We start from the raw sequence: 22,803 nt of genomic DNA, 5'->3' as shown, positions 1-22,803 counted from the left end.
CCCTCTCTTTCGGTATTGTCACCCTAGGAAGTCAGCAATTCATGCGTATGGAAATGATCGTACACCCGGCTGATCCATTCCTGCCGATCCTGTTCGCTGGCAGCAAAAGGATTCTCTAACGCCAGGTTGTGTACAACCGTACGGAAGTCGCTCCCGTCCTCCATCTGTTGAATAATAGCAATGCTTAAAGGGTCCATGCTCATCACCCGGACGTAGCGCCTGCGTCCTTCAAGAGCCGGTGCGCTCTCCAGCACCAGCAGAATCCAATCTTCATGCCCTTCCGCAAGCTCAAGCTCTGCAGGAAGGGGACTGTGCAGCTTCAGCGCAGGGATGGAATAGTGCGGCTGCATCACTTTGACAGGCTTCATAGCAGTTGTGTCCTGCGGTGCTGTATCCTGCTGCATCAGTTCCATCACCGCACGCTCATAAGACAGGAAGTCCTTAAGGACCCGTCCGGTTTCCGGCACAAGACCCTGCACCAGCTCATCAAGAATGAGGGCCAGCTCCGCTTCCGGCGGCATTGCCTCATGCATATCCAGCCTGGCAGAGACATAATCGATTGTACGGGTGTATGGAACAGCCGCCAGATGATTGAGATAATACAAGGTACGGAAGAACGAACGGGCCAGCGGGTAGTAGAGCTTTCTGATCCTGTGCAGAGTGTGTGTATCCACAGACCGCAAGGAGTAATAGTTGCTGAAAATTTGCGGGTAGCTGGCAATCCAGTTCTTTTCAATGCCGGATAGCTGGAAATCACTGTTCATATCGTTCGTGCTCCAGAACTGCTCGTCCAGCACCAGGCTGCCCTTCGCTGCGTCAAACAATTGGGTTCCGGGAAAAAGGGACAGTTGATGCAGCTGCACATCCGCTATTCCTATGGAGAGCAGCCGGACAATCATATCCAGCGTCTGATTAAGGTCTTCGGTTGTCTCTTCGGGAAATCCGGTAATAAATGAAGCCGTACATGACAGACCCAGCCGATGAAGCTCGCGGAGCAGCTCATAAGCCTGGTTCAGATCGAGCTTTTTGCCAATGACCTGCTGGATGGGCTGGCTGCCGCTCTCAATCCCGAAGAAGACACCATTACATCCAGCCTGCATCATCACCTCAAACAGTTCTATATTGACGTGGTCCGTCCGGGAGGAGCAGCTCCAGGTGAAGGGCTCGCTGCAATCCAGCAGCTCCCGGCAGAATTGTCTGACAAACTTCTGATTAACCGTGAAATTATCATGCGTTAAGCTGAAATGGGTGATTCCCCAACGATCCCTGACGTATCTCATCTCGGCGATGATCCGTGCAGGACTTTTAGTTCTGTATTTTCGTGAAAAGAAGGTCGAGGTGCTGCAAAAGCTGCAATTAAAGGGACAGCCGCGTCCCGCCTCAACCGGAAAAAACCGGCTCTCCGGAGTGGTAAAATAAGCTTCAATATCCTCGATTAGATGAAAGGCAGGGAAGGGCGTATCATCGAGATTCCTCAGAATCGGCCGCGGCGGATTGGTGCGGATTGTCCCCTCTTCACGGAAGCAGATTCCTTCTACCTCTGAGAGCGGATGGCCCGACTCCAGGACCGCAATCAGCTCCGGCAGCGTCAGCTCGCCTTCTCCGGCAACGATATAGTCTATCGCTGGGAAATGGGTTAAGGTTTCAGCCGCTACGAAGCTCGCATGGGGTCCGCCAAGAATAATGATTCTGTCCGGGTCCAGCCGTTTGCATTCCTCCGCAATTCTCAGTGCGATCGAATAATTGCCGCACATCGCCGTGAATCCGAGAACTCTGGATGGCTTGCCGATGATTAATTGGGCAATACCGGCAAGGGCTGCTGTATCGAAATGGCTGGTGCCTGAATAGAGTAATGCCAGATCAGTGAGACATACCCCGTACCCCGCTTCAAGAAGTGCAGCGCCTAGCACAAGCAGGTTGAGCGGAGGATCAACGGTATCCACAGCTGCATTATAGGGCGGACATATCAATTGAATCATTTCCCAGTCACCTCACGTAAGAGAAGATTTAACTTAAGGCGGTGAACGAAGCATTCAGCAGCTCCAGATGGCTGTCAAGGTCACGCTTCACATTTCCGCAGTAGGCGCCTAAGATCGAACCGGTGGTCCGGTCGGCTTGAACCGGACAATTCCCGGAGCATAGAAAAGCGATATTGCATCCTTTACACTCCGGCTGATTCAAGACATGACGTTCCTTCCAGAGCGCCAGCTTCTGGTCATCCAGCTTAAGCTGAGGGTAATACGTTCCAAGACTCCATTTGGGATTACCTATAATACTGGTGCAAGGGTAGACCTGGTGGTCCGGCGAGAAGGTGAATGTTTTTCCTCCGGCCGCCTCACAAAAATAATAGTTAGGGAAATAGTTATCTTTAGCGAGGCCTGTTCCCAGCACGTGCTCGAACGGCAAGGAGAGTCTGGTTAGATCACTGTTTAATACGACATTCAGCCTTTTTAATTTATCGTTTGGCACATGCACTTTGATGAATTCCGTGAGCTGATAGCTGGGCAGCAGGCCCGGGGCGGAATTCCCTGCATAATTCTCAACGGGAGACAGTGAAACCGAGAAGTTAGGGTAAGCATTCCATTGCCGTTCCTGGAAGAAATCCAGGAGTTCATTCAGATGCTCTATATTCTCACCATCCAGATTGACACGAATAGCGATGTCGAAATCATGCTCCAGGAAGGAGTCAATCTGAGCGGTTATTTTCATAAAGGTTCCCTCATTGGCCCGGGTGATCCGCCGCCGGTCATGAACCGCCTGGGGGCCGTCTATGGTTAACTGGATTCTGAGCATGTCCTTGTAAGGCTCTAGCAATTCCTGATAGTGTGACAGGAACACCCCATTGGATATGACCGTTCCTGTAATTCCCCTAGCTTTGGCCTGCTCAAGAATAAGTCCGACGATAGAATGGTTCAGGGGCAGGAGTGGTTCCCCGCCAAAAATAACAAAATGATGCCGGGTAGACTGTTGCTGCTCCATGATTTGATCCATGGCCAGGAAGGCAGCCTGCACCTGATCTTCAGTCATCTGTTCATGGCTGGAGCGGATCTCTTGGGGCTCAAAGCAGTAGACACATTTCAAATTACAGGTCATGGAAGGACAGAACACAAAGGAAATGTCACCCGATCCATGCTGATCCAGGTATTCTTTGTACCGGCGGATCAGGGCTTGCTCCTCTTCACGCTCCCTGTACAAATAACCTCTGCCGGCCAGAAACTGTTCTTCATCAGCGGTGAGAGTATAGGCAACAGGCTGATGTTTCTGGAGGAACCGGCTGATATGCTCTTCCACAATATCCATTGCGCCTGACAGGGAATTGAAGATAAGATGACGGCCGTTTCTTAAGCGATACGTAAGAATATATTCTGAAATATACAATGTCTATCCCCCCTGGTATGAACAGCGGGAAGGCATAAGGATGCGCTTCCCGCTATTTCCCAAATATAAGGATGCTGTTAGATGGCTTTTTTGGTAGGATTGTTGATTTGAATGGATGCTTTCTGGCAACATGCCATTGGAACCGTAATTTCTTCAAGGTCTTTGGCTGAGAGATTCGTCCAGAGATCCTTGTTCTTCGTCAGTGATTTCATGTACATTACCTCCTCTCCTCTAAGAATATTTATGGCAAGGTAAATACCTTGACATCAGGGTAATGGTGTTCACCGGCAATAGCTTTCGAGCAGACGGTCCCGGTGAAGATCGAGATAGGTCTTCAGATATTGCCTTGTATCGCTGCAGTTCGATTCGAAATCCCTTAATTCCCCGTCTCTGCTTCCTTTCAGTACGCAGCCGCCCCCACAGAGAGGCGCAAGATTACAGTGTCTGCATTTGTCATTCACCACGATATCCCGGTGCCATCTCTGCCACTTCTCTTCATCCAAATGCAGCCCTTGAAGGTAGCTTCCAATCGAATAATCCGGGAATCCGACGGTTTCAACACAAGGATACAGCCGCCCGTCTGCACCAAATACGAGATTATGACGCTTTGAAGCACTGCAGCCGGACAGATCGAAGTAATAGTGGTCATCGTCTGTGTCAAACATAGCTTTGCGGAGTATCCGCAGCTTCTTCTCCATGAAATACCCCAGGCTGACCTTATACCTGCGCCGGGTGGCTTCCCAATCCGGGAAGAGTAAATGAAGCTGCTTCAGAAGATCAGATTCAGGCTGGAAGCCGGCAACCTTCCCCGTATTGAAATTATCATTGATCGGGGCAATCTGGCAGGAGAAATCAGGTGAGCTTGTCCACTGAAGCCGCTCGAACCCGGCGAACATCTCCGGCAAATGCCGGACATTCTCCCGGCCTGTGTTGATTCGGACGGTTACGGGTATATGGTGCTCCAGGAGAAAAGTAATGTTTGAGCAGATAAGATCATAGCTGCCGCTGTTGTTCCTGTATTTACGCAGCTGGTCGTGGATCTCCTTCGGGCCGTCCAGTGTGATTTGCATATGGCGGAAATGCGCCGAGTGCTTCTGCAGAAAAGGGAAATACGCACCGAGTTCGGTACCGTTCGTAATGGAGAGAATAGGCCAACTCCGCTCAATAGCCTGCTGTAAAATATACTCCACCTGAGATTGATTACGGGCCAGGAAGGGCTCACCCCCGAAAAGCTCGAACTGGACGGCCGCCTCAGGCTTCAGATGCACCATCTGATCCATCGCCTGAAATATCTCATTAATCTGTGCAAGGTCAAGCGTCGGCGAGTCCTGGTGAATGTCCGATTGGAAGCAATAAGGGCAGGCGAGGTTGCATTTGTAGGTGGGGCAGATTGTGAATTGTAAGGCCGGATGAGAGCGGTAGTAGGTTTCAAGTGATTCGCGGACATATTGTTCTTCACTCATATCCGTGAGATACCCTCTGCTCTTAAGCAGGGTACGAGTTTCCGGATCCAGATCGTTTAATGCAGATGTATCAGAGCTTCTATTAAAAAGAACACGGGCTACCTTAGGCTCAACCAAGTCTACAGCGCCGGTTAATGTATTCATGATCAGCAGAACATCATCGCTTAATCTGTGTTTGTAGTTATACTTAGACAATCTCATACGCCCTCATCCTCCTCAGGACTGATAGAGTTGCATTTACTAACTTGTAAATAATGTAAAACTTTTCCTGATGGACAACTATGATAAAAGTCATAAAATAGGAAATAATCTATTAAATGATAAAAAAACAGAGAAATAGAAATTTCCAATTACTCTTGCAATAAGTAGATAGAAGCGGTTTACCACTCCAGTCCGCACCTGCCGCCAACTTTCTCCGAAATCAGGTGCACTAATGCACCTCATTGTGCCAACCGTATCCTCACGCCAAAGACACCAGCCTCCGAAGATGCTGGTGTCTTTGCGCATGTCCAAGCGAACATGCCATCGCCCACACGCTACTACTTCTGCCAACTCTACTGCGCAGGAGAGAGAGTTAGCGTAAATGTCTTGTCAAACGGGGTCACCAGGTTAACCTGCACGGTTTTGTAGCTCTTCGGCGGGCCGGGTTCCGGGGATGTTCTGCCGAGATGGGCCATTTCGCCGCCCGTCAGGTCGATCCACTCTCCGCCAGAAGTATACCGAATCTGCCCGCCGCTCCACAGGAAGTTATCCTCGTCCACTGACTGCAGTTCTCCCAGGGTGAAGTTGTTCTGATCCGCTGGCTCTAGCTCACCTGAAGCGAAGTTACCTTCCCAGCCGAATTTGAAGGACAATTGAGCCAGGACCTGGGCAGGCTCCGCGCAGCGCAACCGGATAGTCCAGCCCGTCTCCGTACGGTGTACCTCAGTCTCCACAGACAACGTCTGTTCATGGGTCAGCGGACGGCTCTGATGCGGCAAAAGATACCACGGACTGACAGCCGTACCCGCTTCCGGCGGGAGAAGCGCACCCTCCACCGGACCGTAGTAGCCCTTCTTCTGCACGCCCTTCAGCAGGTAGCCCTCCGGCAGCCGGGTCATCTCCTGCATCGGCACGAATCCGGGGTAGAAGCTGGTATTCAGCTGCACGGCCAGCAGCCTTACAGCACCGTGACGCATCGCGAAGAACGAAGGCGTCTCCGTGATCAGCGTCACGCTGGTCGCCCCGTCTCTGAGCCGGGCCACAGGCGCCCCGAAGTCGGTATGCAGCCGGCTGTGGTAGATCCGTCCCTGGTGACCCGCCGACTCCATTCTTTGCAGATAGCGCTCCCGCAGGAAATCACCGTTCAGGATTTGCTCATACTGTACAGGCAGCTCTGCTGTAGCCTCCGGCGGCTGCTGCAGCTCCGGCTCCAGCAGCATACGTACCAGGGCGTTCACCGAGCAGACGCCCGGATTGGACAAGGAGCGTCCGGCCCATTCCGCCATACCGGCCAGCACGGCATCCTTGTCCGAACGGGCAAGGATCGCATACGGCAGATAATAAGGAGACAGATCATGGAGCACCCCCAGATCCTGCCGCCCGGAATAATCGGTCACGACTTCGCCGGACGGGTGAACAAGGTAGACCATCATGTGCAGGTTCCGGCGCACCGGTTCCAGCAGCTCCGGCTTATCCAGCAGCCGGGCGGCATGAATCAGCATAATATCACTTACGGCGCTGTAGATGCCGTTGCTCCGCTCGGTCCATTCCCCGTCCGGCGTGATGTCCATTCCTTCTGCCAGCCATTCATCCGCCCGCTGCCGGGCCTCTTCTCTGCCGAACAGCTCATAGAGAAACCCTAGCGCCGCGCACATCACCCAGCGGTGATTCGGAGTATGGACCCCGCCCGTAAGCATTACGGGGAGGGACTGCTCCAGGAACAGGAGCATGTTGTCCAGCACCGGCTGAAGCGGCGGCCACTCCTGCTTCGCCAGCAGCTGATATAACTGCGCGTAGCCGACCACAACGAAGGCCGTATCCGGCGGCGAATGATAATTCGTCCAGCCCGGGGAGATGGAGCCGTCCTGATGCTGGAAGCGCAGCACGAACTCCGTCGCCAGCTTCAGCCGTTCCAGCAGCTCCTCATCCCGGTAATACTTCGAATCCGGGTTCACCAGCGCCGCACCCCAGTAACACATATCCGTCGGGGTACCAGTGGTGTGATTCACCCAGGCAATCCCCGTATGGGGATCAAGAGTTCCTCCATAATACAGGTTGCTCTGATCCAGCACCTGCCGGGGGATTCCCTGTTCTACTGCTCTGTCATTACTCTCTACCAATTGCTTATACATTAGGGTTCCTCCTTGCGGGAAGCTCTCTGGCTAATTTCTCTGATTTCTCTGATTCCCATCCGCCTTCTGCCTATCCCCTGCGCGCCAGCTTAGCTGTAAGCAGACGGTGGCTCTCATGTATCTCTTCCGGGCGGCAGGCCGCCTTCAGCTCATACACCTTGACCTGCGCCCGTTCAATCATCGGCAGATAGGCATCGTAGAAATCCGGATCTCCGCTGTTCACATAAGGGCACCAGTGGTCGGCAAGGCCGATCGTCTCATGAATATGGACACCGACGATATCATCCATCAGCCCTTCCATTTCCCCTATACTGTCATACAGGCCCAGACGGTCCATCAGAATAGCGTGACCCGTGTCGTACCAGATGCCGACAGGCGCTCCCTTTAAGGCATGGATGATCGTCTTCGCTTCCGCCAGTGTCGGAATCTGCTGCGGCTTGGAGCGGGTCTCGATGCCGAAGCGGATATTCAGCCCCTTGGACACCGCGCGGTTACACACCTCGTCCAGACTCTCGATAATGGTCTGCACATAGCCTGTACTATACGCTTCACGCCGCTCCATCAGCTCCGCCCATTTGCTGCGGTAAGCTGCCGAATCCCTGCCCTGCCCCTCGTAGATCTGCTCCAGCTCCCCGGAGATATCATACGGGAACGGTACCTCGCCCGGATGCACTACCACTGCTTCGCCGCCGTAACGCTGAGCGTATTCTGCCGAGCGAACCAGCAGGTCTATCGCCCGCTTCCGTTTCTCCTTGTCCTCGAAGCCCAGCAGGACCGAATCCGTGCCGTAGTCAGGGTCCGGGACATGGGGGAACGTATTATGAACGCTCGATATACCGATCTCCCCGCGTTCAATCATCGGCTCGATGGTAACCAGCATTTCCTCCGTCACATTATAATTCAGCTCCACCCTGCGGAACCCCAGCTCCCGGATCTCATTAAGTAATCCATCACCTGTAGAATGACGTCTCATATTCCAGCAGGTGGAGAAGGAGAATTCTCCCTTATCCTCCACGACCGTCTCTCCTCTCGCAACGCCTAAGTAATATCAATCAGCCCTTCACAGCTCCCAGCATAACACCACTGACGAAATATTTCTGCAGCCAAGGATAGACGACCAGAATCGGCACCGTGGCGAAGACGACAGTGGCGGCCTTGAGGCTCTCCGGCGGCAGCTTGGTGCGGGCCGCCCCCTCCAGGTTCGTCAGCTCAGTGATCATATTGTTCTGAACCATCTGGAAGAGCTTCAGCTGAAGCGGATACAGATCGGGATTATTGATATACATCAGGGAATCCTGGAATCCGTTCCAGCGTCCTACCGCATAGAAGAGCGCAAGTGTAGCCATAACCGGCATAGATAACGGCAGAACGATTTTGAGCAGGGTGCGGATATGCGAGCTGCCGTCAATCTCGGCCGATTCTTCCAGACTCGGCGGAATGCTGCGGAAGAAGGAGATCAGGATAATCAGGTTGAACGGGCTGACCAGACCGGGCAGAATCAGCGACCAGACAGAATCGATCATATGCAGATCACGGATCAGCAGGTACTCAGGAATAATACCGCCGCTGAAGAACATGGTGATGATGATCAGGTACATGAACATCGTACGGCCCTTCAGCTTGCTTTTGGTCAGCGGGTAAGCAGCTGCAACGGTGAAAAGCATACATAATACCGTAGTCGCAACCGTCAAAATAATGGTGAAGATCAGCGAGCGGATCATCGCATTGTCGGTGAAGACCTGCACATACGCCTTCCAGTTCAGCTCAATCGGGAAAATCGTAACTTCCCCGGAAGTAATAGCCCGCGTGGAGCTGAGGGACACCGCAATAACGTGTATAAACGGAGCCAGGCAGAACAGCACGAACAGCGCAATAAAGGTAACGTTAACGATATCGAATATCCGGTTAGAGGTACGTTCACTCATTGTACTCCGCCTCCTTTCTGTATAATCATAGAATGCCGTCGCCGGTCACTTTTTTCGATATATAATTGGAACCAAGGATGAACACCAGTCCAACCACCGCCTGGAACAATCCAACTACAGTTGCCAGCGTATACTGGCCCGATTCCAGACCAATCCGGTAGACGAAGGTACTAAGCACATCGGAGTATTCGCGCACTGCCGTATTCCCGATGATGTAAGGACGATCGAAGCCGATGCTGACCATTTTCCCCAGGTTGAGAATGAGCAGGGTAATAATGGTTGGTTTGATACTGGGCAACGTAATGTAGAAGATCTTCTTCATCCGGGTAGCCCCATCCACTTCAGCAGCCTCGAACAGCTCGCGGTTGACACCGGTAAGCGCCGCCAGATACAGGATGGTCCCCCAGCCGGCACTTTGCCAGACACCCGTGAACAGGTAGGTAATCAGCCATGGATTTTTTTCGGTCAAAAAAGGAATAGGATTCAGCCCCATGCTCTCCAGTACACCGTTCACCATACCGGATTGGTTGCCGAACAATTGATAGACGATACCCCCGATAATCACCCAGGAAATGAAATGGGGAATGTAGAGGAGGGTCTGTGATATTTTTTTGAACCATACCGACTTCACTTCATACAGCATAATAGCCAGAATAATCGGGGCCGGGAAAGACACTATCAAATCGAGAAAATTCAGCATAAACGTATTGCGCAGACTGCTGTAAAACTCCTTCATGCCAAACACTTCGCGGAACGCATCGAAGCCGATCCACTCACTGCCGTTGATGCCTTGGAACAGGTTGAAATCCTTAAAGGCAATCTGTACCCCGTACATCGGGCCGTAGCGGAAAATCAGGAAATACATAATGGGCAGTGAAAGCAGCGCGTATAGTTGCCAGTACCTTCTGATGTAAGACGCTTTGCTCAAGTTCCTCTCCTCCTATGGAGAAAAAACCGGGCAGAGCAGCATGCCAGCTCCCCCCGGTTTTCACTTTTTTTAGTTTATTTGGCTGAAATCTCTGTAAGCGCCTGCTCCAGCTCCGCTTTCAGCTTGTCTCCGCCCAGAGACATGTAGTCCTTCATTTCCTGTTCGAAAATAGTATCGAATTGATCCGGCTTCGCCATCGCAGTCTTCACGATGATCACGTTAAGCTTATCGCTGAGCGTAGTGCCGTATTTCGATTCCGATTCAATCGGCTTACCGAAGACGATAGGACCCACAGTATCTGTGTTGGCAATATCAATAGACTGCTTCAGCGCCTCCTGGTTGTTGGCAGGGAAGCCCAGAATCCAGGCTTTCTCATTGGTAGCCTGATCGCCGAGGTTCTTACCGTTGGAGATAATTGCGGTGTCCCCGGAAGTGAACAGACGGTCTTGGAATTCCTGGGAAACATCAGCCTTAACGACCGGGATGCCGTCCACCATATCATAGTTCTCGCCTTCAACACCGTTGTAAATGTCAATCAGGTTGTTGCCAGTCGCCATCCAATCGAGATATTTCACCGCTTCCACCGCACGCTTGCTGCTCTTAGGGATCATGATGTACATACCGTTCGAGGCATAGCGGGATTTGATATATTTATTGTCCACCTTGGCATTGGTGAGGATATCCGCCGGCAGCACCTTGCTGCCCGGCACATTCTTGTAGAGATTATCAAGAGTGCCATCGGCATAAAACATACTATCCACATCCTCCGACCAGAAGCCGACGTTGCCGTTCTGAATATCCTTGGATACCTGGGCTTTGTCTTCATCCAGACTGAAGTCCTTGCTGACCAGCCCTTCATTGTAGAGCTTGTTGAGGAACTGTGCCGCATCCTTGAAGCCCTCATGCAGCGGCAGCTCGTAGCGCTGGCTGTAAGTAAGGTCGCCGCTGATCGGCTTGATGAAGGAGTAGATCAGGGTCTCCAGCTGAGCCGAGCCGAGGGACATGCCCATCGGAATGGTTTTGCTGCCAAGACCGCCCGGGTCCTTCTCTTTAAACGCTTTCAAAGTAGTGTATAGCTCATCGGTGTTCTTCGGTACCGGCAGCCCCAGCTTATCCAGCCAGTCCTGGCGGATGTATGAAGCGTAACGGCCTGTAATCGCCCGTTTACCAGGGATGGCGAACTGCTTGCCGTCGAGCTGGCCGAAGGCCATCGTCTCGTCACCAATGAATTTCTTCAGCGTCTGGCCGTGCTCCTCTAATAAGGAACCTACGTCGGTCAACCCGCCCTGCTGGGCGTAACGGTAGAAGACACTGGAATCATAAGTGAAGACAATATCCGGCACATCCGTATTACTGGCCATCAATACGTTCAACTTGGTCACTTCTTCCGAACGCTGTACCGGGACAAATTCTACATTGATATTATTAGGATCACCGAAATTTTTCTGAATCATCTGGGACACGAAGTTGTTGGTAATGGTGTATTGCTTCGGCGTTTTACCGCGGTCGAAGATCTCCACCTTCAAGGTTACGCGTTCCGCGCTCTTCCCCGGTGCGTCTGTACCTCCGGCTGCCGAATTCGATTTACCGTCTGAGGAACAGCCTGCAAGCAGAGTAGCTCCCATTACTGCGGTCAAGCCGATGCCGATTGCCTTCTTCAGAACTCTTTGGTTTACGTTCACTGTCATTGTTCCATCTCCCTCGCCTTAGCAGGCTATAATGGTGACTTCATGATACCCCCGAGCTTGATGATGCCCGTATGTCTTATTCGTTCATCCCGTTCATGTAGGCCGGCCTCAGTGTTTCAAGGCTGCTTGCTGCTGCGGGATGACCACAGTATTCCATAACATTCGGAGGTCTGACAATAAACCTGTTTCGGATGCGATAAAGCGCCTGAATTCGGACATCCGGTTTATCAGACCAACGATTTTCGTACAATAAACCGCTTTCATATCAGCAAAAACACAGGCCGCATCGCTATTCGCCCCCCTTGTTCAGCGGTTGGCGTAAGAGAAATGCGGCCTGGACCTTACACGAATGCGGCAGATGAATCCCATGCTTCACCATCAAACGGAATTCCTTCATTTCCCCAGCTTACGCTAGTCCTGCGGCTCCAATCTGGAGGCTGCTTCGCGGCGTCTGGAGGAGCGGTAATCGCCCGGCGTGATGCCGGCAATCCGCTTGAAGACTCTTCCGAATGAAATGGCATTCCCATACCCTACTTGAAGTGCGATATCCTGGAGGGAACAATCCGTATCTATCAGCAGCTGCTCCGCTTCCTTCATCCGCAGCTCGGTGAGGAAATCCACGAACTTCATTTTGAATTCGGTCTTGAACAAATAGCTGGCATATTTGCCGGAGACCTGGAACCGGTCACTCAGATGCTTCAGCGAGAGATCGGGATTCGTGAAATTCTCTTCGATATAATCCTTCATCTCATTGACCATGGCCCGGTAGCTCTTCGTTTCGCTGGCAGAGACATAGGTGCGGAATAAGTCGGTGACATATTCGAATAGAACCGTCTTCACTTCATGGAGCGCCTCGGCCTCCTCCAGCTGCTTCAGCCGGACCTCAGCATTCTCTGCCGACAGCTCGTCCTGCAGCTGTTCAGACATCACCGCCACTTCCCGGCTCAGCATCTGCAGCATAGCCTGGATCAGGGAACGGATATCCTCGTCCTTCAGGAAATCCTGTTCAAACGACCCGAAGATCCGTTCCAGCTGCTCCCGCCACTGGCCGCTCGACATGCGGAAATACTTCACGAATTCAGCAATCATCTGCAGATATTTATACGTCTCAAGCAGCGGCTGGCGCGCTTCGCCGCTGCCTGCCAAGACGATATCCTCATGAATCAGCAGCTTGTGCTGCATCACATATTCGGCTGCCGCATAAGACTCCCGGATCATCCCCGGCCCGGCGGCAGCGGAGCCGATACCGAAGCTGAGCGAGATCCGCAGATTCTGCTCGACCCAGGAGCGGCAATCCTCCGCGAAGACCCGGAGCTTGGCCTCCATCTCCTGATCGCTGCCAGTCGCCAGGAACAGAATCGCTGCGCGTTCGGTGCCCACCCATTCTGCCCATCCCTGCAGCTCCGCATTCCGTGCCAATTCCTGAAATACATTCATCAGAGCAAACTTCAGCGTATTCTGATCCCCCCGGGTATACCTGTCCTCGAATACCTGCTCATAGCGGTTGATCTCCCCAAGCACAACGATGAAGCGCGAGGAAGCATTCGCACCAGTAAGCGGAGACAGCTCCTCCAGCCGCCGGGTCACCTGCTCCAGCCGCTCGCTATGCAGCAGATCGGTGAACAGCTTGCTGCGCTGCAGCAGCAGGTTCTCCCTGGTTTTGGTATCATAATCGGTCATGTGGTTAATCAGATTCTCCAGCACGCCGTCAATCAGCATCATCTCGTCCGGCCTGTCGGTAGACTGATCCATCGTGCGGATCTGATGGCCTTCAATCCGGTTCATAATCACCTGGATCGGCTTATAATTGCGCCGGGTTACATAGATTAGATACAATACCGCACAGAGCACGGTCCCCACCGCAATCGCTACCCAGAGATAAGAGATCACAGAGACCCAACTGAACAGATTCCCCGCCTTGATTCCGCTCTCGAACGTCCAGCCGGTTCTCTCCAGCTTAAGTGTGTTCAGCAGCTTGCCGTCAGCCGCACCTTCCGTATCGGAATGGGCCTGGTACACGGTGTTGCCATTGCCGTCCACAATAGTCATGAACGAGAGCTGCTGGTTAACCATGCTGTCGATGAGCTGCTCCAGGGCACTCACTTTAATGTTAATGACCAGTATTCCCCCGGAGCCGAAGGGAAGCGGCATTGCTTTATTGGTTGTCAGCACACGAATTTCTGTACGCTGGGACAGACCCGAATGATAATCCCTGACCGGTTGCCAGCCTTCCGGTACTGCCGGAGTCGAAGTCATGGCCCTGATCCAGTCCTCATCGGCGAATCCCTCCAGCTCCTTCAGCCCCGTATCGGTAAGAACGCTTCCACGCACCCGGTCATACAAATACACCGACTGGATATATGAGGATTCCTGTATCAGATTGCGCAGACTCTGGGCAACCGCATAGACCGTCGCCTGGTCCGGCTGGCTCTGCGTATTGAAATAACGTTTGTAGACCTCGCTCCGCTCTACCGCATCCAGCACCGACAGCTCGGCTTCCTTGATCGTCCGGTCCACACTATCCCTGAGATAGCTGGCGGAGATGCGGTCTGCCTTCTTCGTCTCCGTCCGGGAGATATCATTAATAAACACAAATGAGGCAAAGATCAGAATCGTCACCGTCAGCAAAAATATAGGGAAATAAGACAGCAGCAACCGGCGATACCAGGAACGGGACATTCGACAACCTCCTCCACAACCATCAGAATACCCGGCCGCATCCGGCCGCTTCATATACATATCGTCCAAGGCTGCTCTGGGGCGGCTATGGACTTCAGATCTATTTCATCTGCGGCAACCGGCCATACTGACCGCCGTTCGAATTCCTGCCATTATAGCACATGCGCTTCCCCTCCAGCTAACCAGATAAAGTCAACTCCCCTCGGGCCTTTTCCCGCCATTCTCCTGTGCTGGTGCAGGTTGTAACTGCCTCCACAAACAGTCAGTAATTAGCGCTTCAACCGCTTCGGCGGGTGCCACTGTAACTGCGCACGCACTACCTTAACAATCACAGCGGCCAACGCTGCTGTAACTGCTTCACAACCACCTTGGCATACCTCGGTAACCAACTCCGGCACTGTCTTCAACCCACTCGTCCACCACCCCTGCAACCGACTCCGGCCACAACAGGTGGATAAATGCATCTTATTTATTCAATTTATTACATTTATGCCCAAGCAAGTGGAAAAACAGCATTTAATAGTATCGATAATGGCACTTTGAATGAAATGTGATTAAATTAAGTGCTGTTTTTCCAACTGCTGTTGTACCAGGATTCATTCTTCCGGCAGCAAGTGGAGTAATTCCAACTAACTCCGCCCGTAGCTTCCACCTGATCTATGGATTTCATGAAAAAACGGAGCGCGCACAGCCGCAGCTGTGCACCCCCGCATATTCCTGCCCTTCAGACATACAGGCTGCCACCCGGATGTCCTACAAACCGCTATGCTCCCGGATATACCGCCGCGCCTTGATCGCATATTCCAGCGGATCGGCCAGCGCCGGGTCCTGCTCCGCTTCGACGACGAACCAGCCCGTATACGGGGAGGCCGCCAGTTCGGCAAAAATCTCCCCGAACACGATGCAGCCATCGCCCGGTACGGTGAAGGCTCCCGCTTTTACCGCCTGAAGGAAGCTTAGGTTCTCTGCCTTCACCCGCTTGACTACCTCCGGACGGATGTCCTTCAGATGCACATGCTTAATCCGCGGCAGATGCTCACGCAGCACCTCCAGAGGATTCTCGCCGGAGAAGGCCAGATGTCCCGTATCGTATAGCAGCGATACTTCATTAGGATCTGTAAGCTCCATCAGCCGGGCAATCTCCGCTGCAGTCTGCACCCCGGTGCCCATGTGATGGTGATAGACCAGCGTCATGCCCTTCTCAGCCGCCAGCCGTCCCAGCCCGCTAAGACCTGCCGCAAGCGCAGCCCAATCCGCTTCGGTAAATACCGGCTTGTCAGCGAACAGCGGCGTATCCATCTGCCCCTGAATACTCCGGCCCTGCTCGGATACTACAATGACCTTGGCACCCATCTCATGCAGGAAATCCCGGTGCGCACGGAAGGCTTCCGCTGTCTCCTCATACGGACGCACCGTCAGGAAGGCGCTGAACCAGGCACTGGCGATACTCAGACCGCGCAGTTCCAGTGCCTTGTGCAAAAGCTCCGGGGAACGCGGATACTTGTTGCCCACCTCGCTGCCCTCATATCCGGCAAGCGCCATCTCGCTGATGCATTGCTCGAACGTATTGCCGCCACCCAGCTCAGGCATATCATCATTCGTCCAGGCAATCGGAGCGATCGCCAGCCGGACGGCATTGTCTCTGAACATGCTCATGTTCTACCCCTTCCACAATCCCAAGTATGGCAGAATCCTTGATCCACTGTGCGCCGTCTGCCTTGGTTCGCGCACATGCAGCGCCCGCTTAGTAGCTCCGGGCTTTCTTGAGTCCGCTGTGCTTCCGGTCATAAGCCTCCTGTACCGCTTCCTTGCCAGACACTTCCGCAACCCCGACATTCCACCAGGCCCCATAGCCATGGGTCATCGTCTTCGGCAGCACTTTGATGTCGATCAGCGTGGAGCGTTCCGATTGGCGGGCCGCCGCCAGGGCCGTGTGAAGCTCCTGGGCTGTAGACGCGCGGAAGGTCTGCACCCCATAACCGGCCGCACTTGCCGCATAGTCGATCCGCATCAGCTCACCACTGAGCTGGCCGTCCGTACCCCGGTGGCGGAATTCTGTGGCCATGCTGTCCATTCCCTGCTCCATCTGCAGATTATTAATACAGCCGAAGCCTGCATTATCCAGCAGAAGGACGTTGATCTTCCGGTTCTCCTGCAGGCTGGTTACCAGCTCAGAATGCAGCATCTGGTAGCTGCCGTCCCCGACCAGCGCGTAGACTTCACGCCCCGGCTCAGCCAGCTTGATGCCCAGCGCCCCGGCAATCTCATAGCCCATACACGAGAATCCGTATTCCATATGATAGGTATCCGGCACCTCCGAGTTCCACATCCGCTGCATATCTCCAGGCAGACTGCCCGCCGCTCCAATGACAATCGCATCCTGCGGAATCGCTTCATTAATGATCCCCAGCACCTGCGTCTGGGTCAGCGAAGTGCCTAGCACCTCTGCATATTCCGGGAGCTTCTCATCGAGATGACCGGCTACCTCCGGGGTGAACGCACCTGTGTTGCCGGTGTTCACCGGATACTCCACACCAGCCAGGCGTTCTCTCTCCGCAGCCCACGATTTCTTCGCCTGGGTGATCTCATCCGTATACGCAGAGCGGTATCCCCGCTCTTCCAGCGCTGCGGCTAAGGCGTTCAAGCCTTCAGCAGCATCGCAGACCACCGCAAGCGCATCCAGTTTGGCCGCATGATATGGCGAGGCGTTCAGCGTCAGGAATTCCACCTCAGGATGACTGAACAGACTCTTCGAGGCGGTGGTGAAGTCCGTAAACCGGGTGCCTACGCCGATCACCAGATCGGCCTCAGGGGCCAGCTCATTCGCGCAGCCGTTGCCGGTGACGCCAATGCCGCCGAGGTTGTACTCGAAGCTGCTGGCTACGGCGCTTTTACCGGCCTGGGTCTCTCCGAACGGAATGGCGAATTTCTCGGCAAAAGCGCGCAGCGCCGCTCCGGCATCCCCATACCGGACACCCCCGCCGCAGACCAGCAGCGGCCGCTGCTTGCTGGCGATCAGCTCAGCCGCAGCCGCAATCTCCTGCGGATGAGGCAGCCGGGCGATGACCCGGTGAATCCGCTTGCGGAAGAAATCAGCCGGGTACTCCCAGGCTTCGCCCTGCACATCCTGCGGCAGCGCAATCGTAACCGCCCCGGTATCTCCCGGATCCGTCAGCACCCGCATCGCGTTCAGCATTGCCGACATCAGCTGCTCCGGCCGGGTGACACGGTCCCAGTATTTGCTGACCGCCTTGAAGGCATCATTGACCGTGATCGACAAGTTATACGTATGCTCCATCTGCTGGAGCACCGGGTCAGGCTGGCGGGTAGCGAAGGTATCTCCCGGCAGCAGCAGCACAGGAATCTGATTCGCCGTTGCTGTTGCAGCAGCCGTCAGCATATTGGCAGCCCCCGGCCCCACTGAAGCCGTACAGGCCATAATCTTCCGTCTGCGGCTCTGCTTGGCGAACGCGGTCGCCGCGTGAACCATCCCTTGCTCATTGCGTCCCTGGTAGACGGTCAGTTCACCCGGCGCTTCCTGCAAGGCCTGCCCCAATCCAAGTACATTACCATGCCCGAACACGGTGAATACCCCGTGCACGAAGCGTTCCGGCCCGCCGCCGTAATCCACATACTGCTGATTCAGAAATTTAACCAGCGCCTGCGCTGTCGTTAATCGGATACGTTCCACTTCATGTCCTCCCTTCGCCTTGTCTACTGCCAGCGGGCAGTGACGACTTTTTTGCGCGTATAGAATTCTACCCCGTCGCTTCCGTTCGCATGAAGATCGCCGTAGAACGAATCCTTCCAGCCCGAGAACGGGAAGAAGGCCATCGGTGCAGGCACTCCAACATTGACTCCCAGCATGCCGGACTCGATATGTTCGCGGAAGTAACGGACCTTCCCGCCATCATTCGTGAAGATACAAGCTCCGTTCGCAAACCGCGAGCGATTCGCAATCTCCACCGCCTGGGCCACATCCTTCACCCGGATCACCGACAGCACCGGCGCAAAAATCTCCTCCTGCCAGATCTTCATCTCCTCTGTCACCCCGTCGAACAGCGTAGGTCCGATGAAATAACCGTCTCGCTGTACCGCCGCATCCTCACGGCCATCCCTGAGCAGCTTCGCGCCTTCGGCGATCCCCTGTTCAATGTAGCTAACTGTCCGCTCTTTATGGCCTTGACGGATCACCGGCCCCAGGAACGTATCCTCCTCCAGTCCATTCCCGATGGTCATGCTGTTGCACTCCCGCAGCAGGATCGAGATCAGCTCATCGGCGACTTCCTCCTGCACCGTTACCACCGAGCAGGCCATGCAGCGTTCCCCGGCAGAGCCGAAGGCCGCATTCACAATCTGGGAGGCCGAAGCCTCCAGGTTCGCGTCCGCCAGCACGATGGAGTGGTTCTTCGCTCCGGCTAGCGCCTGAACGCGCTTGAGATGGTCTGTTCCTTTTTTGTATACATATTCCGCCACCGGCTGCGATCCGACAAAAGAAATCGCCTTGACATCCGGGTGCTCCAGCAGCCCGTTCACCACCTCATGCGCGCCGTTCACCACATTTAGCACACCGTTAGGCAGTCCGGCTTCCTCCAGCAGCTCCGCAAGGCGGGCCGCCAGCAGCGGTGTACGCTCCGATGGCTTCAGCACAAAGGTGTTGCCGCAGGCAATCGCCAGCGGGAACATCCAGCAAGGCACCATCATCGGGAAATTGAACGGGGTAATCCCGCCAACCACTCCAATCGGATAGCGGTACATGCCTGACTCGATGCCAGTCGCAATATCCGGCAGCTGCCGGCCCATCATCAGTGTCGGAGCACCTGCTGCGAATTCTACGCATTCAATGCCGCGTTGGACCTCGCCGTAGGCTTCTTTGAAGCTTTTGCCGTTCTCCAGGGTGATGATCTTCGCCAGCGGCTCCCAATTCTCTACTAGCAGCTGCTGATATTTGAACAGAATCCGTGCTCTGCGCGGCACCGGTGTTGCAGACCAGCCTGCAAAAGCTGCCTTAGCCGCCGCCACCGCCCGGTCTACATCGGCTCTGCCGGATAAAGGCGTTCTGCCCAGCAGCTCACCTGTGGCCGGATTAACTACCGGCTCCGTCTGCTCCGTATCGGCTGTTACCCATTGCCCGTTGATATAATTTTTGAGTACTTGTGCCGTTTGCTCTGTCATTCTGTCCACTCCTTCTGTTCTATATAAAGTCTGCTGACTAACCTTACTTATTGCGCTCCTGCTGTAACCTCCTCGTTAGTTCGCAGGAATTCCTCCAGCTCCTCCAGGGTTGGCATAGCATCGGAGCAGCTGTGGCGGGAGATGACAATCGAGGCCGAGGCACTGCCGCGCCGCATCGCCTCGCTTACACTGTGCCCGCTCATCAGACTGTGGATGAAGGCTGACGCATAGGAATCGCCTGCGCCGAACGTCTTGAGCACTTTTGCCGGGAAAATCCCGCTCCGGTGGCTCTGCCCATCCGCTGTATAGCCGATCGAGCCGCTGCCGCCGTGCTTGATGACCACCAGCTCTGCCTGATGCGAGAACCAGCGGGCTGCGGTGGCCTGATCATCGGCGCCAGCCAGATTATACAGATTCTCCATCATATCGAATTCTTCGCGCGTGCCGATGATGCAGTGGCTTTTCTCGGCTGCGAGGTTATAGTAGACCGCCGTTTCAGCGGCTGATGTCCAGGTATAAGGGCGGTAATCGAGATCGAAGAACACGGTCACGTTATGCTTGCGGGCAAATTCCAGTGCCAGGAACACCGCTTCGCGGGAAGGGCTCTGCGCCAGCGCCGTACCGGAGATGAGCAGCGCCTTGGAGCTGGCGATGTACTCCTCCGAGATCTCCTCCGTGTTCAGCAGCAGATCAGCCACATGGTCGCGGTACATTAGAATGCTGCACTCCTGCGGGCTCTTAATTTCTGTAAAAGCCAGCCCCGTCACCGCACCCGTCCGGTCCACGCACACCTGGCTGTCGTCAATGCCATCCTTGCGCAGATAGCTGCGGATGAACCTGCCCATCTGGTCGTCGGCCAGCTTGCCGATAAAACCGGTACGCATGCCGAGCCGCGCTGCACCAATGATAATATTCGCCGGAGAGCCGCCGACATATTTGGTGAAAGTCATCGTCTCTTCCATCGGCCGCCCGGTCTCATTGGCGTTCAAATCAATACACAACCGGCCAACAGCAACTACATCCAGCCGCCGGTCAGAGTCGAACTGTAAACCGTTCATAGTGATGCCTCCTTGATCAAGCTAGGGAAAAGGTGGTTCATTCGGTAATACGAATGGCTGTAAAACGCTGTGAATGGGACAATGAAGTTGAAAATCACACAGTGAAGTTGTAGATCGTACAGTGCAGCTATAAATCGCATAATCGTAAGTTTAATTTGATACGCAGCTGTAAGAGTCGCTTGGCGTGCGGATTGAATATTTCAACATTTAATCGTTTCCTTCGGCACAGAATGTTTCATTTCTTTTTGGGGGAGGGTAAGCGCTTAACCTAATTTTCTACTTTAGTATAGTTTAGAAGCGAGCTTTTGGCAATCCTCAATTTGAAAGCGATCTCAACAAGCAGGGTGAAGGAATTGAAGGGGAACCTCACCCCCCGGAAAAACAGGTGGAAAAACGCAGCTTAATTTCTCATTTTTTGATACTTAGGAGCAAGCAAGTGGAAAAAAGCAACTACTGTGATTGATTTTGCAGCCAAGGTGGATGTCGGGATTATTCAAGTGCCATTTTTCCAACTACTGCTCCTCCGGCGGGCAATTGTTCGCCAGCAGCTGTAGTAAATCCACTTGTTCTCCGACTTAGCACATGCTGCTGCCTAGCGGGGAGAGTCGGCTAGCCCATTGTGTTCGGTTTTTCGCCTACATTTGGCCCACGCGCCTCGCGCCTGCCCAATGTGTTCGGTTTTTCGTCTACATTTGCTTCACGCGCCTCCGCACTGCCCATTGTGTTCGGTTTAATACGAAAATAAAAGTCGGGATGCGACTGATGTACCCGACTTATTTTCATTCCTGGGGGTGACAAGGCCTCTGTCTTGTCATGCCTGTTTTTCGCCTACATTTGGCCCACGAGCCTCCGCACTGCCCATTGTGTTCGGTTTTTCGCCTACATTTGGTCCATGCGCCTCCGCAATACCCATTATGTTCGGTTTTTCGCTTACATCTCGCCCACACACACTCGCTCGGCCCATTGTGTTCGGTTTTTCGCATCCCTCCAGCACACTCCCCCCACACATCTCGCTCTTCCCCAACTACAGCACGCAAAAAAGACCCGCTCCCAGCCGCAGCCGGAACAGGCCTTGAATAGATAATGTGTGCTTAGTGCGGAACCGGACCCGTCGAATGGCGGATGACAAGTTCGGGCATCAGCATGATTTTGCGCTTGGGGCTGGTGGGGTTACTGATTGATTCATTCAGCAGAAGCATCGCCTGCTCGGTCATCTCGCGCAGAGGCTGGGCGATACTGGTCAGCGAGGGATGGCAGATTTCGGCCAGCATCGTATTGTCGAAGCCTACTACGGACAGGTCGCGGGGAATGGACAGGCCGGCACTGCGCGCCTCCTTGAGCACCCCGATCGCCAGCAGATCATTGCAGCCAAAGATGGCTGTCGGGCGTATGTTCTGTGCCTGGTTCAACATTTCTGCTGCTGCCGTACGCCCGTTCTCCAGCGTTGCCGAGGTGTGGATCATATTCGCCGGATTGTCAAAAGAAATCCCGGCCGCCTTCAGCGCATCCAGGAACCCCTCCACCCGCAGCCTGCTCCCCGGCAGATTGTCAGAGATCACTCCCAGCCTGCGGTGACCGAGGGACAGCAAATATTCCGTAGCCTGATAGCCGCCCTTGTAATCATCGACGGTGACACTGTTGCCCTCCAGCATACGGATATCGGCTGAGAACAGTACGAGCGGCACATGATCAGCCACCATTCCGCGAATCAGCTCAGGATTCCCCGTATGAGAGGCAATAATCAGGCCATCCACCCGTTTGCGCAGCAGCAGCGAGATGTACCGGGCCGCCTTCTCATCGCTGCGGTCCGTACTGCACACGATTAAGTCGCTGCCCTGCTCCTGGGCGTAATCCTCGATGCCGCGGGCCGTCTCCGCAAAAAAAGGATTGGCAATATCGGGGATCATCAGCCCGATGGTACCCGTCCGGCGGCTGGTCAACGCAGAAGCTACCAGACTGGGCTGGTAGTTCAGCTCCTCCATGACCCGCCCTACCTTTTCCCGCGTCTTGTCGCTGATCCGGCCGCTTTTATTCAATACCTTGGACACCGTAGCGATAGAGACGCCTGCTTCCCGTGCCACATCATAGATCGTAGGTTTCATTGTTATTAAGCCCGCCTTTGCGTTCATGCCTTCTTATCCTTCGATTATAAGGAAGTCCTCCCACGCTGTCCATC

The 22,803-nt window shown here is 54.1% G+C and carries 15 protein-coding genes; all 15 read right to left on the bottom strand.

Annotation, left to right across the window (positions count from 1 at the left end; genetic code table 11):
- Nucleotides 1-23 precede the first annotated feature (23 nt).
- The 15 genes from NST26_RS07630 to NST26_RS07560 all read right to left on the bottom strand — a co-directional run bounded on the left by NST26_RS07630 (nt 24) and on the right by NST26_RS07560 (nt 22,729).
- Complete coding sequence (locus tag NST26_RS07630) at nt 24-1,979, bottom strand: B12-binding domain-containing radical SAM protein (protein ID WP_340955067.1); 1,956 nt, start codon at nt 1,977-1,979, stop codon at nt 24-26.
- A gap of 28 nt (nt 1,980-2,007) precedes the next feature.
- Nucleotides 2,008-3,378, bottom strand: a complete 1,371-nt coding sequence (locus NST26_RS07625; RefSeq protein WP_340955069.1) for a radical SAM/SPASM domain-containing protein — start codon at nt 3,376-3,378, stop codon at nt 2,008-2,010.
- A 77-nt stretch (nt 3,379-3,455) separates the two neighbouring features.
- Complete coding sequence (locus tag NST26_RS07620; protein WP_339254708.1) at nt 3,456-3,596, bottom strand: hypothetical protein; 141 nt, start codon at nt 3,594-3,596, stop codon at nt 3,456-3,458.
- 63 nt (nt 3,597-3,659) lie between these two features.
- Entirely contained in the window at nt 3,660-5,042 is a 1,383-nt protein-coding gene (locus tag NST26_RS07615) for a radical SAM/SPASM domain-containing protein (protein ID WP_340955075.1), read from the bottom strand.
- Nucleotides 5,043-5,395: 353 nt separating this feature from the next.
- Nucleotides 5,396-7,174, bottom strand: coding sequence for a hypothetical protein (locus NST26_RS07610; protein ID WP_340955077.1), 1,779 nt, complete (start codon nt 7,172-7,174; stop codon nt 5,396-5,398).
- A gap of 70 nt (nt 7,175-7,244) precedes the next feature.
- Entirely contained in the window at nt 7,245-8,147 is a 903-nt protein-coding gene (locus NST26_RS07605; RefSeq protein ID WP_076076924.1) for a sugar phosphate isomerase/epimerase family protein, read from the bottom strand.
- Between the two features lie 79 nt (nt 8,148-8,226).
- Nucleotides 8,227-9,099, bottom strand: coding sequence for a carbohydrate ABC transporter permease (locus tag NST26_RS07600; protein WP_036725750.1), 873 nt, complete (start codon nt 9,097-9,099; stop codon nt 8,227-8,229).
- Nucleotides 9,100-9,124: 25 nt separating this feature from the next.
- On the bottom strand, nt 9,125-9,964 hold the full coding sequence (locus tag NST26_RS07595) for an ABC transporter permease (RefSeq protein ID WP_235191891.1): 840 nt from the start codon (nt 9,962-9,964) through the stop codon (nt 9,125-9,127).
- A 137-nt stretch (nt 9,965-10,101) separates the two neighbouring features.
- Entirely contained in the window at nt 10,102-11,715 is a 1,614-nt protein-coding gene (locus NST26_RS07590; protein WP_036725756.1) for an extracellular solute-binding protein, read from the bottom strand.
- Nucleotides 11,716-12,126: 411 nt separating this feature from the next.
- Nucleotides 12,127-14,394, bottom strand: coding sequence for a helix-turn-helix domain-containing protein (locus NST26_RS07585; protein WP_340955081.1), 2,268 nt, complete (start codon nt 14,392-14,394; stop codon nt 12,127-12,129).
- 753 nt (nt 14,395-15,147) lie between these two features.
- Nucleotides 15,148-16,044 (bottom strand): myo-inosose-2 dehydratase, encoded by an 897-nt coding sequence (iolE, locus tag NST26_RS07580; RefSeq protein WP_340980814.1) that lies wholly within the window; start codon nt 16,042-16,044, stop codon nt 15,148-15,150.
- Nucleotides 16,045-16,138: 94 nt separating this feature from the next.
- Complete coding sequence (iolD, locus tag NST26_RS07575) at nt 16,139-18,085, bottom strand: 3D-(3,5/4)-trihydroxycyclohexane-1,2-dione acylhydrolase (decyclizing) (RefSeq protein ID WP_340955083.1); 1,947 nt, start codon at nt 18,083-18,085, stop codon at nt 16,139-16,141.
- Nucleotides 18,086-18,108: 23 nt separating this feature from the next.
- Nucleotides 18,109-19,569 carry a CoA-acylating methylmalonate-semialdehyde dehydrogenase gene (locus NST26_RS07570; RefSeq protein WP_340955085.1) on the bottom strand — a complete coding sequence of 487 codons (1,461 nt, stop codon included), beginning with the start codon at nt 19,567-19,569 and terminating at the stop codon, nt 18,109-18,111.
- 47 nt (nt 19,570-19,616) lie between these two features.
- Entirely contained in the window at nt 19,617-20,627 is a 1,011-nt protein-coding gene (iolC, locus tag NST26_RS07565; protein WP_340955087.1) for a 5-dehydro-2-deoxygluconokinase, read from the bottom strand.
- A gap of 1,091 nt (nt 20,628-21,718) precedes the next feature.
- Nucleotides 21,719-22,729: a LacI family DNA-binding transcriptional regulator gene (locus tag NST26_RS07560; RefSeq protein ID WP_076076418.1), complete on the bottom strand. Its 1,011-nt coding sequence runs from the start codon at nt 22,727-22,729 to the stop codon at nt 21,719-21,721.
- Nucleotides 22,730-22,803: the final 74 nt, after the last annotated feature.

Origin of the sequence: Paenibacillus sp. FSL R7-0128 (genome assembly GCF_038002245.1) — a bacterium.
Classification (GTDB): domain Bacteria; phylum Bacillota; class Bacilli; order Paenibacillales; family Paenibacillaceae; genus Paenibacillus_AQ; species Paenibacillus_AQ silagei.
The sequence above is the reverse complement of the archived record's forward strand: the minus strand, read 5'-3'. Positions and strand labels throughout refer to the sequence as shown.

What these genes read in the sequence shown, in the direction of transcription:
- NST26_RS07630 (WP_340955067.1), bottom strand. Translation starts at nt 1,979, where the DNA reads ATGATTCAATTGATATGTCCGCCCTATAATGCAGCTGTGGATACCGTT.
- iolE (WP_340980814.1), bottom strand. Translation starts at nt 16,044, where the DNA reads ATGTTCAGAGACAATGCCGTCCGGCTGGCGATCGCTCCGATTGCCTGG.
- NST26_RS07605 (WP_076076924.1), bottom strand. Translation starts at nt 8,147, where the DNA reads ATGAGACGTCATTCTACAGGTGATGGATTACTTAATGAGATCCGGGAG.
- NST26_RS07595 (WP_235191891.1), bottom strand. Translation starts at nt 9,964, where the DNA reads ATGTATTTCCTGATTTTCCGCTACGGCCCGATGTACGGGGTACAGATT.
- NST26_RS07590 (WP_036725756.1), bottom strand. Translation starts at nt 11,715, where the DNA reads ATGACAGTGAACGTAAACCAAAGAGTTCTGAAGAAGGCAATCGGCATC.
- iolC (WP_340955087.1), bottom strand. Translation starts at nt 20,627, where the DNA reads ATGAACGGTTTACAGTTCGACTCTGACCGGCGGCTGGATGTAGTTGCT.
- NST26_RS07570 (WP_340955085.1), bottom strand. Translation starts at nt 19,569, where the DNA reads ATGACAGAGCAAACGGCACAAGTACTCAAAAATTATATCAACGGGCAA.
- NST26_RS07560 (WP_076076418.1), bottom strand. Translation starts at nt 22,729, where the DNA reads ATGAAACCTACGATCTATGATGTGGCACGGGAAGCAGGCGTCTCTATC.
- NST26_RS07585 (WP_340955081.1), bottom strand. Translation starts at nt 14,394, where the DNA reads ATGTCCCGTTCCTGGTATCGCCGGTTGCTGCTGTCTTATTTCCCTATA.
- NST26_RS07610 (WP_340955077.1), bottom strand. Translation starts at nt 7,174, where the DNA reads ATGTATAAGCAATTGGTAGAGAGTAATGACAGAGCAGTAGAACAGGGA.
- NST26_RS07615 (WP_340955075.1), bottom strand. Translation starts at nt 5,042, where the DNA reads ATGAGATTGTCTAAGTATAACTACAAACACAGATTAAGCGATGATGTT.
- NST26_RS07620 (WP_339254708.1), bottom strand. Translation starts at nt 3,596, where the DNA reads ATGTACATGAAATCACTGACGAAGAACAAGGATCTCTGGACGAATCTC.
- NST26_RS07600 (WP_036725750.1), bottom strand. Translation starts at nt 9,099, where the DNA reads ATGAGTGAACGTACCTCTAACCGGATATTCGATATCGTTAACGTTACC.